Genomic DNA, 18,736 nt, shown 5'->3' with positions numbered 1-18,736 from the left:
GGACCTTGAAATAAGAAGCGAGGGGAAAACCCTTCCCGCAAGGGATTATCCATATTATATGCCACGTAAGAGATATGCTCTGGTAACTGTAGGAGTCGACCTAGGAAAGTGGGGGGAGAGTATGGAACTTTCGCGAAGAAGTTTCCTCAAGCTGTCGGGCGCCGGCATAGGCGTCGCGGCCCTCTCGCAACTCGGGTTCTCCACACCCGCCTTCGCCGCGGGCGAGGAATTGCGCATCCGCGAGGCAAAGGAGACCACCACCGTGTGTCCCTACTGCTCCGTGGGATGCTCGGCCATCGTCAGCGTGCAGGACGGCAAGGTGGTGAACATAGAGGGTCTCCCCGACAGCCCCATCAACCGGGCCAGCCTCTGCTCCAAGGGCCAGTCGATCGGCCAGATCTCCGGCAACAAGAGGCGGCTCACGAAAGTGCTCTACCGCGCCCCGGGCGGCACGGACTGGGAGGAGAAGACCTGGGAGGAGGCCATCCCCAGGATCGCCCGCCTCATCAAGGACACCCGCGACGCCACCTTCGTGGAGACGGAGGAGATCGACGGAACCAGGGTTACGGTCAACCGTTGCGAGGGCATCGCCCAGCTTGGGGGCGCTGCTCTTGACAACGAGGAGTGCTACCTGGCCTCCAAGTTCGCCCGCGGCCTCGGCCTGGTGTACATAGAGCACCAGGCCCGCATATGACACTCGGCCACAGTCGCCGGTCTCGGCGGCACGTACGGCCGGGGGGCCATGACCAACCACTACGTGGACCTCAGGAACGCCGACGTCTTCATGATCTGCGGCGCCAACCCCAGCGAGAACCATCCCGTCAGCTGGAAGTGGCTGGAGAAGGCCCGGGAGGATCACGGCGCCAAGATCATCGTGGTGGACCCGCGTTTCACCCGCTCCGCCGCCCGCGCCGACCTCTTCTCCTTCATCCGGCCGGGGACGGACATCGCCTTCTTCAACGCCCTCATCAAGTACGCCATCGACAAGAACTACATCAACTGGGAGTACGTCCAGAACTACACCAACGCCCCCATCCTGGTGAACCCGGATTACAAGGGCCCGGCGGAGCTGGACGGTTACTTCAGCGGCTACGACAAGGAGAAGAGGAAGTACGACACCAAGACCTGGACCTACCAGACCGATCCCGCGACGGGGGAGCCCATACGCGTGCAGCTCATCCCCATCGCCGAGGACCCGACCTTCAAGGGGCGGGGAGTTCCCGTGGGGCCGGTGGACGCCAACGGTAATTTCATACCCAACCCCGACGAGGCCATCGCGGGCACGGTCTTCGCCAAGCTCAAGGAGCACGTAGCCCGTTATACCTATGAGGGCGAGAACAGCGTGGTGGCCAAGGTCTGCGGCATGGACCCCGCCAAGTTCAAGGAGATAGCCGAGTGCTACGTGGGCATCACCCACAAGCGCGAAAAGACGGGTAACCTCATGTACGCCATGGGCCTCACCCAGTTCACCTTCGGGACGGAAAAGATACGCGCCTTCGCCATCCTGCAGGCTCTGCTGGGCAACACCGGCCTACCGGGAGGGGGCATCAACGCCCTGCGCGGCGAGTCCAACGTGCAGGGGTCCACGGACTTCGGGCTCCTCTCGCATATCCTCACCGGGTACATGACAGTGCCCAACTCCACCGACCACCCGGATCACGCCAAGTACCTGGAGAAGACCACCCCCAAGGTGGGCATATGGTCCTGGCAACCCCGCTTCTTCAACAGCTACCTCATGGCCTACTACGGCCCATACGCCAAGGCAAACGGGCTGGACAAGGCCTACGACCTGCACCCCAAGGTGAAGAAGGGCAAGAACTACACCCACATCGGCCTCTTCGAGGACATGTACGCGGGCATCATCAAGGGGTTCATCGCCTGGGGCCAGAACCCGGTGGTGGGCGGGGCCTGCTCCAACCTGGAGGCTGAGGCCATGGACAAGCTGGAGTGGTTCGTGGCCGCCGACCTCTGGGAGACGGAATCCATGAACTTCTGGCGCCGCCCCGGCGTGGAGCCCAAGGACATCCGGACCGAGGTGTGGGTGCTTCCCGCCGCCTCCTCGGTAGAGAAGCCCGGCTCGGTGTCCAACTCAGGAAGGCTCGCCCAGTACCGCTGGAAGGCGGTGGAGCCGCCCGGCGACGCCGAGCCCGACGGCTGGATGATGCACCAGATCATGAAGGCGGTGAAGGAGCTCTACAAGGCCGAGGGGGGCAAGGGCAAGGAATGCGTGACCGAGCTCTTCTGGGCCTACGACGAGGACGAGCACGGCGAGCCCGACCTGGACCAGGTGCAGATGGAGATCAGCGGCTTCACCTGGCCGGAGGGCGAGTTCTCCTGGGAGGCGGCTTTCAAGAAGCCCGTCACCAGCTTCGCCAATCTCAAGGACGACGGCTCCACGGTGAGCGGTACCTGGATCTACTGCGGCCAGTGGGCCAGCGACGCCGACGTGGAGACCGCGGCCAAGATCCTTGGCATCGAGGGCCAGCTCCCCAAGGGGGAGGACGGCAAGACCAAGATCCCCCGGGACAAGCAGGCCAAGGAATGGAACGGCATCCCCTTCAACAAGGCGCAGTGGCACTTCCAGAAGACCCCGGTCTACTGGCTGGGCAAGGACGGGGTGACCATCTACACCGAGAACCCGCCGTCCGACGCCAGGATGATCGACCTGGGGACCGCACCCAACTGGGCCTGGGCATGGCCGCTGAACCGCAGGATCATCTACAACCGCTGCGCCTGTGATTGGTCGGGTAAGCCCTTCGCGCCGGACAAGGCCCTCTTCACCTTCAAGGACGACGACACCCTGGGGATGAAGAACGACGTGCCCGACTTCTACGCCCAGGCCAGCACGGACGCGGCCTTCCCCGCGGACCTCAAGGGCAAGGCCACCATGCGCACTCGTTCGGGTGCCAATCCTTACTTCCTGAACCGGGAGCCGGGCGCCCTGGTGGCGCGCCTCTTCTCCAACTCCCTGGTGGAGGGCCCCTTCCCCGAGCACTACGAGCCGCGGGAAAGCCCGGTGAAGAACATGCTCTCCTCGGTGCAGAACAACCCGGCGGCGGTGCTCGAGTGGCCCTCTGCCAAGAACGAGCCCGAGAGATGGGGCTTCGCCGAGGTGGGGGACGAGCGGTTCCCCTACGTGGGCACCACCTACCGGGTGACCGAGCACTGGCAGGCGGGACAGATGACCCGCAACAACTCCTGGCTGGTCGAGGCCATGCCTGAGCACTTCGTCGAGATCTCCAAGGAACTCGCCGACGAGCTGGGCATCAAGAGCGGCGACCTGGTGGAGGTGGAGAGCAAGCGCGGCAAGGTGCAGGGCGTGGCCGTGGTCACCGTGCGCCTGAAGCCCCTGGAGATCGGGGACAACGGCAGCACCAGGAAGGTCCACATAGTGGGGATGACCTGGCATTACGGGTTCATCGGCCTTGCCACCGGCGGGCCGGAGCGGGACGGCATGTCCAAGAAGAACTACGCCGCCAACCAGCTCACGCCGCACGTGGGAGACGCCAACACCACCATACCCGAATCCAAGGCATTCCTGGTGAACCTAAGGAAGGTGAAGTAAAATGGCTAACCCGACCGACATGGCCATCCTCTTCGACGCCAGCATATGCACGGGATGCCGGGCCTGCCAGGTAGCCTGCAAGAACTGGAACCAGCGAGGATACACGGAGACCCACTGCGACGGCACCTACGAGAACCCCCTGCAGCTCACCGCGCAGTGCTGGATGCGCATCCTGTTCAACGAGCCCGAGGAGCGTCCGAAGAGCGACGACGAGCTCTACTGGTACTTCACCAAGTACCAGTGCATGCACTGCACCGATGCCACCTGCGTCAAGGTGTGCCCCAGCGGCGCCACCAAGAAGCACAAGGTGAAGGAGGGGGACGAGGAAGCCTACGTGGTGAAGACGGACCCCAAGCAGTGCATCGGCTGCAACTACTGCGTGGCCACCTGCCCCTTCCAGGCCTGCCGCTACGACGAGAAGGAGAAGGGCATCTTCCGCTGCGTCATGTGCCTGGACCGCATCAGCCAGGAGCCGGGCGCCTTCCCCACCCCGGAGCAGGCCTCGCCGGACCTGGCCAAGAACGCCAAGGACCCCTATCCCACCCGCAACCGCCCGGCCTGCGTGCAGACCTGCACCACAGGGGCGCTGGATTTCGGAACCCGCGAAGAGATGCTGGCCAAGGCCAAGGAGCGGGTGGAGTTCCTCAAGAGCGAAAGGGGCAAGGAGAAGGCCCAGGTATACGGCGAGAGCGAGCTGGGCGGCCTGCACTATATCTACGTGCTGGAGGACGCTCCGGAGAAGTACGGCCTGCCGGAGAAGCCGACGGTGCCCGCCGGCGTGACCATCTGGGAGGCCCTCGTCAAGCCCGGTGCTCCCTGGGGCGGCCTGGCCCTGGTGGGCCTGGTGGCGGCCGCGGGCGTCGGATACGTGATCAACAAGCGCAACGAGGGGTTGGAGCGCCAGGCGGCGGGAGGGGGTGAGTGACATGGCGGAGCTCAAGACCTTCAAGGGAGGCATCCATCCCCCCTACAACAAGGAACTGGCCTCGGGCAAGGCCATCAAGGAGGCCCCCATCCCTCAAGAGGTGGTCATCCCCCTGCAGCAGCACATCGGGGCCCCCTGCGAGCCCCTGGTGAAGGAGGGCGACCGCGTGGAGGTGGGCCAGAAGATAGGCGAGGCCCAGGCCTTCGTCTCGGCGCCGGTGCACGCCTCCGTATCGGGCACGGTGAAGGCCATCGCCGAGGTCCCCAACTTCACCGGGGCCAAGGTGAAAAGCGTGGTCATCACCCCCGACGCCACCCAGCCGGAGTTCTCCAAGAAGCCGGGAAAGGACCTGGATACCCTGACCTCCGAGGAGATCCGGGAGATCGCCAAGGAGGCGGGGCTCGTGGGCATGGGAGGGGCGGCATTTCCCACCCACGTCAAGCTCTCCCCGCCCGCCGACAAGCCGGTGGACACGGTGATCATAAACGCCTGCGAGTGTGAGCCCTTCCTCACCTGTGACCACCGCCTCATGCTGGAGCGCACCGACGACCTGGTGGCCGGCGCCCGCCTGCTCAAGACGGCGGTGGGAGCCTCCAAGGTCATCTTCGGGGTGGAGGCCAACAAGATGGATGCGGCGGACGCCCTGCGCTCCCGCGCCTCCTCCTACCCCGACGTGGAGGTGGAGATTCTCGAGGTCAAGTACCCGGAAGGGGCGGAGAAGATGCTCATCTTCGCCTTGACGGGAAGGAAGGTCCCCCCGGGCAAGCTCCCCTCCGAGGTGGGCTGCCTGGTGCAGAACGTGGGCACCGCCGTGGCCCTCTTCGAGGCGGCCGCCTGGGGCAAGCCCCTCTACGAGCGGGTGCTCACCGTGACCGGACCCGGAGTGCGGGAGCCCGCAAACCTCCTGGCCCGCATCGGGACCCCCATATCCACCCTCATCGAGGCCTGCGGGGGCTTCGTGGGCAACCCCGTGAAGCTCGTCATGGGCGGCCCCATGACCGGCTGGGCGCAGCCGGACACCTCCGCCGCCGTGGTCAAGGGCACCTCGGGGGTGGTGGTCCTCACCTCCGACGTGGTGGACCTGGGAGAGGAGTCGGAGTGCGTGCGCTGCGGAAAGTGCGTGGAGGTCTGCCCCATGTTCCTCTCCCCCAACTTCATCGTGCAGTCGGTGAAGAGGGGGCAGTGGGACAAGGCGGAGATGTGGGGGGCTCTGGACTGCTTCGAGTGCGGTTGCTGCTCCTTCGAGTGCCCGGCATACATCCCCCACGTGGACTACGTGCGCAAGGCCAAGGCCGAGATAGCGGCCCTGAAGAAGAAGTAGAGGAGGCGATGGCATATGGCAATGGATAACCTGGTAGTCACACCGCCGCCGCACCTCAAGAGCAAGGAGCAGACCGCCATCGCCATGCGGGACGTGCTCATAGCGCTGGCCCCGATCTCCATCGCGGCGCTGGTGGCTTTCACCTACAACGCACTCTTCAACATGGCCGTATGCGTGGGATCGGCGATGTTCTTCGAGTGGGCGGTGCGCAAGGCGCGGAAGAAGAAGGTGACCCTTTCCGACGGGTCGGCCGCGGTGACCGGGTTGCTGCTGGCGCTCCTGCTGCCGGCCAAGATACACTGGCTGAACATGATCATCGCCTCCTTCGTGGCCGTGGTCATAGCCAAGGAGCTCCTGGGAGGCCTGGGGCGCAACATCTTCAACCCGGCCCTCTTCGGGTTCGTGTTCATCCTCATCGGCTCGGGATTCCTGGCCAGCTGGACGGGGCACCTGGGCTTCCTCCCCGGAGGCTTCGACGGCGTGCAGGCGGCCACCCCCCTTGCCTACATCAAGCATGGCTTGGAGGGACCCGTTCCCTCATACGCCGCCCTGCTCTTCGCGAACTACGGCGGGGCCATCTCCGAGGTGGGCTGCTTCTGGATCCTTCTGGGAGGCGCCTATCTCCTCTACCGCAAGGTCATCAACTGGGTCATACCGGCGACCATACTGGCGACGGTGTTCATCCTGGCCTACATCCTTGGCTCCGACGGACTCTACCACATCCTCGCCGGCGGCGTTATGCTGGGAGCCTTCTTCATGGCAACCGACTGGGTGACCAGCCCCATCAACCGCTGGGGGCAGGTGGTGTTCGGGCTCATCATCGGGATACCCATCGTGCTCATCCGCATTTACGGCGCGCCGTCGGGAGCGGTGGCCTACTCCATCCTCATCGGCAACGCCTTCGTGCCCCTGCTGGACCGGGTGTTCAAGCCCAAGAGGTTCGGCGAGGTGGTCGCCGCCTGAGGCGTAGCCACGCGAAAACGACTGGCGGGGGCCGGGTTCCGCCCGGCCCCCTTTGCTTGGCTGGGAGTGGGGAGGCGTCCCGGTCAGGAGGTCCTGCGGATGCCCTCTTTCCTGCGATTTCTGCGGCGTCCCGGATCTCCATGGGCGGCTTTGCCGGCCGCTAAGTTAGAATATGGTCGATAGCCGTTGCCTTCCACGCAGAATGCGATGGCATCGTTCGGATTCGACGGTGACGGCGAAAACGGATGCCTGCGCGTGCGGTGGCGGGGAACGACACGGAAAAGGGGCAGCGTGAGGCAGGAGCGATGGGAGTCGGTTTGACGGGCCCGGGCCCGGAGGGTTGCCGGGGCGCGGGAGGCGAGCGCATGAAGCAGGAGCGATGGGAGTCGGTTTGACGGGGCGGGTGACGCGGTGAAGGGAGGGGGATTGCGGCAGCCGGCGGACTCCGGCGGGGAAGCCCACTCGTTACGCGGCCTTAACCCGCGCTATGCGTCGCGAGGACTCACTGCGGACGAGGTGAGGGACCGGGTCGAGAAGGGCCTCACCAACGACTTCCGCTTGAAGACCAGCCGTTCCCTGGCCCATATCGTCAGGGCCAACGTCTTCAACCGCTTCAACGCCGTCCTGGGCGCCCTGGCCGTCATCGTCCTGGTCCTGGACTCCCCACGCGACGCCCTCTTCGGGATGGTGCTCATCTTCAACACGCTCATCGGCATCGTGCAGGAATGGCGCGCCAAGAGGACCCTGGACCGTCTCTCGCTTCTCAGCGCCCCCCGCGCCAGGGTGGTGAGGGACGGCGAGAGGAGGGAGATACCGCGGGAGGAGATAGTCCGGGACGACCTGGTCGAGCTGCGCCCGGGGGACCAGGTCCTGGTGGATGGCGAGGTGCTGGCGAGCGACGGCCTGGAGGTGGACGAATCCCTGCTCACCGGCGAATCCGTTCCCGCTCTGAAGGCCCCCGGGGACGCGTTGCTCTCGGGCAGTTTCGTGGTCAGCGGCACGGGTAGGTTCCGGGCGACGGCGGTGGGCGAGGAGGCCTACGCGCAGAGGATCGCGGCCCAGGCGCGCCGCTACACGGTGGTCTCCTCCGACCTCAGGCAGGCCATCAACACCGTGCTGCGCTATATCACGTGGATCATGGTGCCCGTCGCGCTGGCCTTCGTCGCCAGCCAGTTGTTGACCCACGGGACGTTCCGCGAGGCGGCCATCTCCACCGTGGCGGGGCTGGTGGGCATGGTCCCGGAGGGACTGGTGCTCCTCACCAGCATCGTCTTCGCGGTGAGCGCCGTGACCCTCGCGCGGCGCAACGTGCTGGTGCAGGAGCTTCCCGCCGTGGAGGGCCTGGCCAGGGTGGACGTCGTCTGCCTGGACAAGACGGGGACGCTGACCGAGGGAAGCCTGGAAGTGCAGGAGCTGCACTGCGTGGATGCAGCGGAGAGGGAGGTGCGCGAGGCCCTGGGAGCCTTCGCTGCCGCCTTCCCGGCGGGAAACGCCACCATCGCCGCCCTGCGGGAGGCCTTCCCCCCTCCGGAAGGCTGGGAGGTTTCGGGACTGGTGCATTTCTCCTCCGCGCGCAAGTGGAGCGCGGCCTCCTTCCGGGGCCGGGGAGGCCTGGTGCTGGGAGCGCCGGAGCTTTTGCTGGAGGGTGAAGAGGGAGTGGCAGCGGGATTGCGCGGCCGGGCCGAGGAGCTGGCGCAGGAGGGCTTGCGGGTCCTTCTCTTCGCCCGCGCGGGAGAGGACTTCGCGCGGGCCGGTGAGGGGAAGGGGGACCCCGCGCTGCCCCCCATCAAGCCCCTGGCCCTGGTCGTTCTCATGGAGAAGATACGGCCCGACGCCGCCGACACCCTCGCTTACTTCCGCGAGCAGGGGGTGAGCATCAGGGTCATCTCCGGCGACAACCCGAGGACCGTGGGGGCGGTGGCCATGCGCGTGGGGGTGGAGGGTGCCGAAAAACCCTGGGACGCCCGCAACCTGCCCGGCGACACCGAGGAGCTAGCGGGAATAATGGAGGAAATCACCGTTTACGGGAGGGTGGTCCCGGAGCAGAAAAGGGACATGGTGCACGCCCTCCAGTCGCGCGGGCACGTGGTGGCCATGACCGGGGACGGCGTCAACGACACCCTGGCCCTCAAGGACGCGGACATGGGTATCGCCATGGGTTCCGGATCGCCGGCCACCAAGTCGGTGGCCCAGCTCGTCCTCCTGGACGGGAGGTTCTCCACCCTCCCCGGGGTGGTGGCCGAGGGCAGGCGGGTGATGGCCAACATGGAGAGGGTGGCCAACCTCTTCCTCACCAAGACGGTGTACGTGGCCCTGCTGGCCCTGGGGATCGCCCTCGTCGCCTGGCCATTCCCCTTCCTCCCCCGCCACATTACCCTGGTGGGCTCGCTCACCATCGGCATACCGGCCTTCATCCTCTCCTTCACCCCGAGCAAGCGGCGCTACCGTCCCGGCCTGCTGCGGCGCGTCCTCTATTTCTCTCTTCCGGCGGGCCTCATCGCCGCCGCGGCCACCTTCATGGCCAACGCCATGGCGCGCTCCAGCGGGGTGCGCCTCGAGGAAGCGCGCACGGTGGCGGTCATCGTCCTCACCATCGTGGGGCTGGCGGTGCTCGCACACCTCTCGCGGCCCCTCTTCACCTGGAAGGGGGGGCTGACGGGGGTGATGGGAGGGGCCTTCGCGGGAGTGTTGCTCATCCCCTGGTTCCGGGATTTCTTCCAGCTCTACCTCCCGCCGCTCATAGTCCTCGTGCAGGCGCTGGGCATCGCCGCCGTCTTCGTGCTCCTGCTGGAGCTGGCCGTGCGTTACGTGGAGAGGCGGCTCTGCTATACTACCTCCCATGGACGAAAAAGACCTGGCGGATGACATCGCCGCAGCGGAGCGCATCGGCCGCCGCAACCGGCGGGACACGCTGATCGTGACCGCCGTGTTCTTGGTCCTGGTGGGTTTGGCCTTCCTGGGGGTGAAGCTCCTCAACCCCGGCTATTCCAGGGAGCCCTACCGGCGGGTGGAATTCGTGCTCGACGACTACGTGACCGTGACCGCTTACGGGAAGGACCAGTCCCGGGTGGAGGAGGCGGTGGACGCCGCCTTCCGCGAGCTCTTCCGCGTGCAGGAGGTCGCCGACCGCTACCGACCGGAGAGCGAGCTGGCCGCGGTCAACCGTGAGGCGGCCGGCGGCCCGGTAAAGGTGTCCGACGATCTATGGAATATACTGGAAACCGGCATGGAGCTCTACCGCGTCAGCGGCGGCGCCTTCGACATCACCGTGGGCCCCCTCGTGGACCTCTGGGACGTGGTGGGCAGGGGGGAGAGGGGGGATCCTCCCCCGGGCGAGGAGGAGATAGCGAGGGCGCGGGAGGCGGTGGGCGCGGATAAGCTGGAGCTCGATGCGGCGGCGCGCACGGTCCGTTTCGCGCGCCCGGGGATGGTCATCGACGTGGGGGGCCTGGCCAAGGGGTACGCCCTGGACCGGGCGGCGCAGGCGCTGCGCTCGCGCGGCATCACGTCGGGGTACATCAGCATGATCAGCACCGACCTCACGTTGGGGGATAAGCCCTCCGCGGCGGGTGGACCGTCGTGGAGGATCGCCGTGCTCGACCCGCGCGGGGAGGGCTACCTGGCCACCCTGCTGCTCCCCGGGGAGAGCTACGTCAGCACTTCCGGCGATTACCAGCGCTACTTCGAGTACCAGGGAGTTCGCTACCACCACATCCTGGACCCCCGCACCGGCCGCCCGGCGGGGGGCGCGGTCTCGGTGACGGTCGTGGGGGGACGCGACGGGGCGTGGTCCGACGGCCTCTCCACCGCTGCGTTCGTCAAGGGTTACCCGGAGGGGCTGGACTGGCTGGAGGCCATGGAGGGTGTGGAATGCCTGATGGTGGACGCCTCAGGCGGAACGCACGCCACGCGGGGAATGGATTCCATGCTGGAAGAAATGAAAGAAAGCGCGGGCTCCTGATCCCCCGGGAGCCTTACCTCCCACGGAGCTTGAAGGCGGCCAGGCGGGCCCCTGCGAACGGTGCAAGCAGGCTCGGCTCCCCAGGCTTCCGGGAGGAGGCATTACATTCCATAATATGGTAATCTTGCCGCGGCGGGCAGGGCGGTTTTCCGGGGAGCCGTTTCCGGGACCCAAACCTTATCGGCCGGCGATCTCCCGGTAGGAAGCCAGGGTCTCCTCCAGCGCAGGCCTCATCTCCTCGATGAGGTGGACGAGGGCCGTGGCCGCCAGGCCGGCGGGTCGCCGGCGGAGCATTACGTAATGAAAGTCCCTTCTCAGCTCGCGGCCCCTGACCTTGAGGGCTCGCACTCTCCCCAGCCGGAGGTAAGGCTCCACCGCCCAGAGCGAGGAAAGGGAGATCCCCGCCCCGGCGGCGACGGCCTGGATCACCGCCATGGTGCTCCCCAGCACCATGCAGTCCATGCCCGCCGCGTCCAGGCCCAGGTCGGACAGTATGCGCAGCATGTGGGAGCGGGTGCCGGATCCCTCCTCCCTCAGGACGAGGGTCTGTCCGGCGAGGTCCCCCGCTTCCACGCGTTTCTTCTCCGCCAGGGGGTGGTGGTCGGAGGCGATGAAGACCAGCCGGTCTTCGCAGAGATCCCCGTAGACGAGCCGCTCGTCCTCCTCGCGGAAGCCCACGCAACCCAGGTCGGCTTCCCCTGCGCGCACGCTCTCCAGCACCATTTCCGAGTCGGCGACGGAGAGGCGGGGTTCGACCAGGGGGTGGCGCTGCCGGTAAAGGGAGAGGACACGGGGCATGATGTATTCGCCGGGTATGTTGCTGGCGGCGACGAGGAGAGGCCCGCAGGCTTCGCTGCGCCTACCCTCCATCTCGCGCACCAGCTCTTCCTCCGCTTTCAATATGCGGTGCGCGTACTTGCTCAGGGAACGGCCAGCATCCGTCAGGCGGCAGCGTCCGGTGGAACGGTCCACCAGCCTGCTCCCGTACTCCTTTTCCAGGGACTGGATATGGAAGCTGATCGCGGGTTGCGTGAGGCCCAGGTTGCGGGCAGCGGTGGAGAAGCTCCCGGTGCGTGCCACCTCCAGGAAAACCCTCAGGCTCTTGGTGTTCATGGGTACCCCCGGTGATCGGAGCCCGGGGCATGCCGGGCAGAGGGGTCAGGGCTCAAGGGGTGCCGGAGACGCGCGGGGGCGAGAGGGCCAGGGATTATGTACCGCTGCGTAATGGACGCGGCGGTCGTCATGGAGATGCCACGGCTCAACGGGGTAGGTTCGTTAAGGTTACGTCGCATCATTATTGCAGCCATCGATAAAAATTGGCGGAGATGCGTAAGAATCGAACTTACCCGGCGCCCGTTACGACGCCGCACCGGTTTTGAAGACCGGGCCGCCCACCAGGACGGATGCATCTCCACTCCCATATTATATCCCCTTTCGCGCGCATCTCCCGCCCGGCTCGCGACATTCACGCGAGCCCGCGCTCTCGGCCCCGGCGGCGACCCGTCTCACCTCGCGCATCGCGGAGCACCGCCTTTCATGGTAAATTATACCATGAAGGAAACGCCCGTAAGGCATGCTCCACCATGCTTCCCCTCACGCACCTGCCCTGAAGGGGACCCGGTAATCCCCCTCGCGGCGCGTGACCTTCCTGCGGTCGAAGTACTCCAGGAGGGGGATGGCATACTTGCGGCTGGCGCCCAGCATCTCCCGCACGTCGGCCACTCCCAGCCGCCCCTTTTCGGAGAGAAAGGAGAGGATGCGCCCCTCCGCCTCGGCGAGCCTTCCCGCGGCCAGGAAGAACTCCGGGTTGACCTGCTCGATCTCGCCCTCCTCGAGGAGGATGGAGATGAGGTCGCGCAGCTTGTTCCTCTCCAGGCCCATCTTTTCCTGGAGTTCCTTGAAAAGGGGAGGTGAAAAACCCCCCTCCCTTATCTCCCGCCGCAGCCTGTCCATCAGGGCCGCTTCCTCCGCGGAGAGCATCCTTCCCCCGCCCTTGACCCGCACCTTCCCCGCCTCCACCTCCAACCCTCCCGCGCCCACCGCGTCCCTCAACAGCGCCTCGAATACATCCGCTTCCATGTCCCCCCCCAGCCTCTGCCGCAAGACCTCCTTTTCCACCCCGGCCTTCAGGGGGTTGGCGGCATGGAGTTCGCTCGTGAGGCGCGCCATGCGCTCCCGGAGCCCCTTTAGCAGTGCGGGGGTGACGTACAGGGGGCCGCTGTCGCCTGGGATCTCCACGAGCCCGTTCTCAGCCAGAAGGCTTGCGAGTGCCTCACGCAGCGCGCTCTCCTTGATCTCCGTGCGGCGCACGAGCTCCTGGAAGGACACGGGAAGCCCCCTTTCCTCCACCGCCAGCAGCGCCAGGTCGCCGGCCCGACCCCGCTCCCTCGCCTGCAGGGCGTCGAGGATGTCGCGGCTGTGCTGGCGGTGCTTGCGCGGGTGGGCGTCGAGGATGCGTCCCCCCCCGATGGTGGTCACGGGGGAATAGCTGCGCAGTATGAAGCGGTCCCCGTAGCGCACCAGCCCCGGCCTTTCCAGGCGCAGCTGGACGTAGCAGCTCTCCCCCGGCCGCAGCTCTTCCCTGCCGCCCAGGAGCACCACCCGTGCCATGACCTCTCGGGTCCCGTGGTGGAAACGGACCCGCGCGCGGTTCTTCAGGGTCCAGGGGGCGTTGTCCAGGAGGTGGAGGAGGGCGTCCGCCATGAGGGTGGGCTGCAGGAAACCGGGAGAAGCGACGACGTCCCCGCGCGCTATCTCCTCCTTGGACATTCCCGGGAGGTTCATGGCCACCCTCTGGCCGGCGAGGGCCCTGTCCACGTCCTTTCCGTGAACCTGCACGTTGCGCACCCGCACTTTCCTGCCCTGGGGCTGTATGACGGCCTCTTCGCCGTCGGCCACGCTTCCCTCCCAGAGGGTGCCGGTCACCACCGTGCCTATCCCCCTGAGGGTGAATACGCGGTCCACGGGCAGGCGGAAGGGGCCCTCGCCGTCCCTCGCCCTCAGCTTCTGCGAGGCTGCGAGCAGGGCCCGGCGCAGCTCGTCCAGCCCCTGCCCGGTGCGGCTGGAGGTGACCACCACCTCAGCGCCTTCCAGAGCCGTGCCCGCAAGGGTGGCGGCGATGTCCTCCTTGACCAGGGCGAGCATGTCCTCGTCCACCAGGTCCGCCTTGGTGATGGCCACCACCCCGTCGCTGACGCCCAGGAGGTCCACGATGGCCAGGTGCTCCACCGTCTGGGGCATCACGCCGTCGTCGGCGGCGACCACCAGCAGCACCAGGTCGAAGCCGGTGGCCCCCGCCAGCATGTTCTTCACGAAATGCTCGTGGCCGGGGACGTCCACCACCCCCGCGGTGACGCCCCCGGCCAGCTCCAGCTCTGCGAAGCCCAGCTCGATGGATATGCCCCGCTCCTTTTCCTCCTTGAGGCGGTCGGTGTCGACGCCCGTGAGCGCCTTGACGAGCTCGGTCTTCCCGTGGTCGATGTGGCCGGCGGTCCCGATGATGAAATTCTTCATTCCCCTTATTCCGTTTTCGTTTCTCCCCCGGCGGCGCGGAAGGCCTCCACGACGAGGGGGATCTCCTCGTCGCTAACCGTGCGCACGTCCAGGATGAGGCGGTTTTCCCTGATGCGCGCGATGACGGGAGGGTCGCTCCGGCGCAGGCTCTCCTCCAAGGCCGGGATCTTGTGGTCCTGCGAGCTCACCGCCACCACCCATGTGGGAATATCTTCCAGGGGAAGCGCGCCCCCGCCGGCGCGCGATACGTCTTCCTCCACCTCCACCGCCAGGAAGGGGCAGGCGGAGGCCAGTTTTCCGGCCAGCCTGCGGGCCCGCTTGCGGAGGGTCTCCCCGTCGGCGGTGAGCATGGCCAGGGTGGGGATCTCCGACAGGGCGCGCTCCGGGTCCAGGTACTGCAGCAGGGTGGCTTCCAAGGCGGCGATGGTGAGCTTGTCCACGCGCAGGGCCCGGGCCAGGGGGTGGCGGGCCATGGCTTCCACCAGCTCCTCCCTCCCCAGCACGATGCCGGCCTGTGGGCCCCCCAGGAGCTTGTCCCCGCTGAAGCAGACCAGGTCCGCCCCCTCCTCCAGGGAGCGCCTTACGGTGGGCTCGTAAGAAAGGCCGTGGCGGGAGAGGTCCAAGTAGACCCCGCTTCCCAGGTCATCCAGGAGGACCAGGCCGTGCTCGTGGGCGAGGCCGGCCAGCTCTCCGATACCCACCTCCGCCGTGAAGCCCATGATGCGGTAATTGCTGGGATGGGCGCGCAGTATCATGGCCGTGTCCTCGTTTATGGCCCGGCGGTAGTCATCCAGGTAGGTCTTGTTGGTGGTGCCCACCTCCACCAGGCGGGCGCCGCTCTGGGCCATGACGTCGGGGAGGCGGAAGGAGCCCCCGATCTCGATGAGCTGTCCCCGGCTGACGATGACCTCGCGACCCTTGGCGTGAACGGTGAGGGCAAGGAGCACGGCGGCGGCGTTGTTGTTGACCACCAGGGCGGATTCCGCGCCCGTCAGCTCGCGCAGTATCCTGCGCAGGTGGAACTGGCGCGACCCCCGCGCGCCGTCCTCGAGGCGGAACTCGAGGTTGGTGTAGTGGGCTCCCGCCGTCTGCAGGGCCTGCAGGGCCGCCCCGGAGAGGGGGGACCTTCCCAGGTTGGTGTGTATGACCACCCCCGTGGCGTTGATCACCCGCCGCAGGCTGGGCCTGATCCTCTCCTCCACCTCCCTTTCCACCAGCGAGACGAGCTCCTCGGTGTCTATGGTAATATTTTCCAGGGCCATCTCGTCCTTGGCGGCCAGGATGGCCTCCCGCACACCCTCGAGAACGGCGCGCGAGGCCTCCGTGACCAGCTCCCTCGGGACCGCCCTGTTGCCCATGAGGCGGCTGCGGTAGACGGCCTGGATGAGGTCGTTCACCGAGGAAAGCCGCCGCAGGTATTCCTTCTTGTCCATGACCTTACACTCGTTTCTTCCTCTCTCGCGGGTGGCAACCCCGCCACGCCTTCGTGCCCGAACCTCGCGTTGCCGGGCGCTCATGCCCGACCCGGCCCCATCACTGGTCCTAATACATCATAAACACTGGAGCGCGCTTGAACAAAGGGGCTTCCCCTGGATCGAACCCCGGCTTCACAGTTATTACATCGACATCGTCGCTGCCTTTCGCTACCTTGACTCACCTAAGCACCAGGGAGGATGGGTTGAACGTTTGAGGGATCACCTTTCTTCCTTGCCTGGCCGTTATTATCAGGATGGGAGGATGGTATCTCGACCCTTGTCAATCTTAAAGCGCCCACCAAGACGTCACGGCATCTCTTTTCGGCCCCGGCCATGGATCGCCCGCCGTCCCCGCCCGTATTTCCCGGCGATGAACCGACGGGCGCGGACGCCGGAAGCAGGAGAAGGACCGACGCCGCTTTACCGGTGCTCGGCGCCCGCGCCCTGGCACGTTTCACGGGAATGGCCGTGCAGGGCAGGACCGTCAGTTACAGCAACCCAGGGAGTCATGAGCCCAGGCCTTCCCGGGGCCGTAGACGGACCTCTCGCAGACCACCGCCCCGAAGTGGGAGACCACCCTGGTGGAGACGCTCTTCTTGTTGGGAACCAGGGAGTTGAGGAAGAAGGAGTAGCGGGTATAGGGTGCGATGGCGAAGTTATATGGTCCGGGCACCGGACCCGTCTCGGTCATGAAGGTGAGGTCCACGGTGACCGGGATGGGGTAGGGGTTCTGCACGCACACCCAGCTCTCCATCCCCCCGTAGGTGGAGCCCTCCGCCAGGTACCAGACCGAGGAGGCAAAGATCGCCCCCACCGAGTCGTGAGCCCAGGCCTTCCCGGGGCCGTAGACGGGCCTCTCGCAGACCACTTCCCCTCCCGTGGAGATCACTTTCGTGGAGACGTCCTTCTTTCCCGGGACCAGGGAGTTCAGGAAGAAGGAGTAGCGGGAGTTTCCGGGGATGGGGAAGTTCTGGGGGCCGGTGACCGCATCCGTCTCGGTCGTGAAGAACAGGTTGACCCTCACCTCGACCCCGTTGGGGTTCTGCACGCACACCCAGCTCTCCATCCCCCCGTAGGTGGAGCCCTCCGCCAGGTACCAGTTGGAGGAGGGGAAGATCGCCCCCACCGAGTCATGAGCCCAGGCCTTCCCGGGGCCGTAGACGGACCTCTCGCAGACCACCCCTCCCCCCGTGGAGATCACCTGCGTGGAGACGTCCTTCTTTCCGGGGACCAGGGAGTTTAAAAGGAAGGAGTAGCGGGAGTTTCCGGGGATGGGGAAGTTCTGGGGACCCAATACCGGCCCCGTCTCGGTCATGAATATCAGGTCCACGGCAACCTGGTTGGGATTGGGGTTCTGCACGCACACCCAGCTCTCCATGGACCCGTAGGTGGAGCCCTCCGCCAGGTACCAGGTATGGGCGGGAGAGGTCACCCCCACCGAGTCGTGGGCCCAGGCCTTCCCGGGGCCGTAGACGGGCCGCTCGCAGACCACCCCTCCCCCCGAGGAGATCACTTTCGTGGAGACGTCCTTCTTTCCCGGGACCAGCGAGTTCAAAAGGAAGGAGTAGCGGGAGTTGCCGGGGATGGGGAAGTCCTGGGGCCCGGTGACCGGGCCCGTCTCGGTCATGAAGGATAGGTCCACGGTGACCGGGAAAGCGTTGGGGTTCTGCACGCACACCCAGCTCTCCATCCCCCCGTAGGTGGAGCCCTCCGCCAGGTACCAGGTGTGGGCGGGGATGGCCAGGCTGTGGTAGCTGCCTCCCGCCGCCGCCACCGCGCCCGTGAGGCCGGAAACCGAAACGGGCACGTTGCTCGATGTATTGTTCCCGTTCCCCAGCTGGCCCTCTCCGTTACGTCCCCAGGCCCTCGCCGTCCCGTCAGCCATGAGCGCCAGGCTGTGTTGTCCGCCTCCCGCCACCGCCTTCGCTCTCGTGATACCCGAGACGTAGGTTATCATGTTGCTGGAACCGCCCGTGCTGCCGTTTCCCAATTGCCCAAAATCATTCAATCCCCAGGCCCTGACCGTCCCGTCCAGCATGAGCGCCAGGCTGTGGTAGCTGCCTCCCGCCACCGCCACCGCGCCCATGAGGCCCCAGACCTGCACCGGTTTGTTGCTCGGGGTATTATTGCCGTTCCCCAGTTCCCCGTAACCGTTGTATCCCCAGGCCCTGACCGTCCCGTCCGCCATGAGCGCCAGGCTGTGGTAGCCGCCTCCCGCCACCGCCACCGCGCCCGAGAGTCCGGAGACATGCACGGGCACGTTGCTCGAGGTATTGTTCCCGTTCCCCAGCTGCCCGTAGTAGTTGTATCCCCAGGCCCTGACCGTCCCGTCCGCCATGAGCGCCAGGCTGTGGTAGCCGCCTCCCGCCACCGCCACCGCGCCCGTGAGGCCGTAGACCTGCACCGGCGTAGTGCTGGAACCGCCCGTGCTCCCGATCCCCAGCTGTCCGTAACTGTTGTCTCCCCAGGCCGTCACCGTCCCGTCCGCCATGAGCGCCAGGCTGTGGTTGTAGCCCGCGGCCACCGCCACCGCGCCCGTGAGTCCCCAGACCTGCACGGGCACGTTGCTCGAGATGTTGTTACCGTTCCCCAGCTGCCCGTAGTAGTTGCACCCCCAGGCCTTCACCGTGCCGTCCGCCATGAGGGCCAGGCTGTGGCCGTCGCCCGCGGCCACCGCCACCGCGCCCGAGAGTCCGGAGACCTGCACGGGCACGTTGCTCGAGGTATCGTTCCCGTTCCCCAGCTGCCCGTGGTAGTTGTATCCCCAGGCCCTGGCGGGGCCGTAGCCCAGACCCGCCGCCTGGAACGGATCCACGGAAGCTGCGGGGGCCACCGGCGGGAGAAAAAGCGCCGGGAGCAGGAGAAGGACGGTTGCCGTGGCCGCGAGCATCTTCCCCTTCATGTTGCCATCTCCTTTCGTTCGAGGGCGAAACAGGCCCTTTCTCTGCGTCACGGGCAGGCCCGCAACCCATGGAGCGTAATGGTAATCTTAGGGAGCCCCCCAGGGAAAGAA

10 protein-coding genes, 1 tRNA gene and 1 pseudogene are annotated in these 18,736 nt (G+C 66.4%); 7 read left to right on the top strand and 5 right to left on the bottom strand.

Annotated elements, in window-relative coordinates; all coding sequences use genetic code 11:
- Positions 1-121: 121 nt before the first annotated feature.
- The 7 genes and pseudogenes from H5T73_05055 to H5T73_05025 all read left to right on the top strand — a co-directional run bounded on the left by H5T73_05055 (position 122) and on the right by H5T73_05025 (position 10,735).
- Positions 122-694: a twin-arginine translocation signal domain-containing protein gene (locus H5T73_05055; protein MBC7247131.1), complete on the top strand. Its 573-nt coding sequence runs from the start codon at positions 122-124 to the stop codon at positions 692-694.
- A gap of 48 nt (positions 695-742) precedes the next feature.
- Positions 743-3,565, top strand: a complete 2,823-nt coding sequence (locus H5T73_05050; GenBank protein ID MBC7247130.1) for a molybdopterin-dependent oxidoreductase — start codon at positions 743-745, stop codon at positions 3,563-3,565.
- A 1-nt stretch (position 3,566) separates the two neighbouring features.
- Positions 3,567-4,490, top strand: coding sequence for a 4Fe-4S dicluster domain-containing protein (locus tag H5T73_05045; GenBank protein ID MBC7247129.1), 924 nt, complete (start codon positions 3,567-3,569; stop codon positions 4,488-4,490).
- Between the two features lies 1 nt (position 4,491).
- On the top strand, positions 4,492-5,811 hold the full coding sequence (gene rsxC / locus H5T73_05040; protein MBC7247128.1) for an electron transport complex subunit RsxC: 1,320 nt from the start codon (positions 4,492-4,494) through the stop codon (positions 5,809-5,811).
- Between the two features lie 15 nt (positions 5,812-5,826).
- On the top strand, positions 5,827-6,774 hold the full coding sequence (locus H5T73_05035) for an RnfABCDGE type electron transport complex subunit D (GenBank protein ID MBC7247127.1): 948 nt from the start codon (positions 5,827-5,829) through the stop codon (positions 6,772-6,774).
- A 340-nt stretch (positions 6,775-7,114) separates the two neighbouring features.
- Positions 7,115-9,639, top strand: a pseudogene (locus H5T73_05030) (HAD-IC family P-type ATPase).
- Positions 9,614-10,735, top strand: a complete 1,122-nt coding sequence (locus H5T73_05025; protein MBC7247126.1) for an FAD:protein FMN transferase — start codon at positions 9,614-9,616, stop codon at positions 10,733-10,735. Before H5T73_05030 ends, H5T73_05025 begins: the two are co-directional and overlap by 26 nt.
- Positions 10,736-10,912: 177 nt before the next feature.
- Here the strand turns inward: H5T73_05025 and H5T73_05020 are convergent, their stop codons facing one another.
- The 5 genes from H5T73_05020 to H5T73_05000 all read right to left on the bottom strand — a co-directional run bounded on the left by H5T73_05020 (position 10,913) and on the right by H5T73_05000 (position 18,625).
- On the bottom strand, positions 10,913-11,848 hold the full coding sequence (locus H5T73_05020) for a LysR family transcriptional regulator (protein ID MBC7247125.1): 936 nt from the start codon (positions 11,846-11,848) through the stop codon (positions 10,913-10,915).
- A 204-nt stretch (positions 11,849-12,052) separates the two neighbouring features.
- A tRNA-Sec gene (locus H5T73_05015) sits at positions 12,053-12,148 on the bottom strand.
- Positions 12,149-12,328: 180 nt separating this feature from the next.
- Positions 12,329-14,248, bottom strand: a complete 1,920-nt coding sequence (gene selB, locus H5T73_05010) for a selenocysteine-specific translation elongation factor (protein MBC7247124.1) — start codon at positions 14,246-14,248, stop codon at positions 12,329-12,331.
- Between the two features lie 5 nt (positions 14,249-14,253).
- A complete protein-coding gene (locus tag H5T73_05005; protein MBC7247123.1) occupies positions 14,254-15,681 on the bottom strand; it encodes an L-seryl-tRNA(Sec) selenium transferase in 1,428 nt (475 codons plus the stop codon).
- A 526-nt stretch (positions 15,682-16,207) separates the two neighbouring features.
- Entirely contained in the window at positions 16,208-18,625 is a 2,418-nt protein-coding gene (locus H5T73_05000; protein MBC7247122.1) for a hypothetical protein, read from the bottom strand.
- Positions 18,626-18,736: the final 111 nt, after the last annotated feature.

This window comes from Actinomycetota bacterium (assembly GCA_014360655.1).
Lineage (GTDB): Bacteria > Actinomycetota > Geothermincolia > Geothermincolales > RBG-13-55-18 > JACIXC01.
Note: the sequence above shows the minus strand (reverse complement) of the source record. Positions and strands in the feature narration are given on the sequence as shown.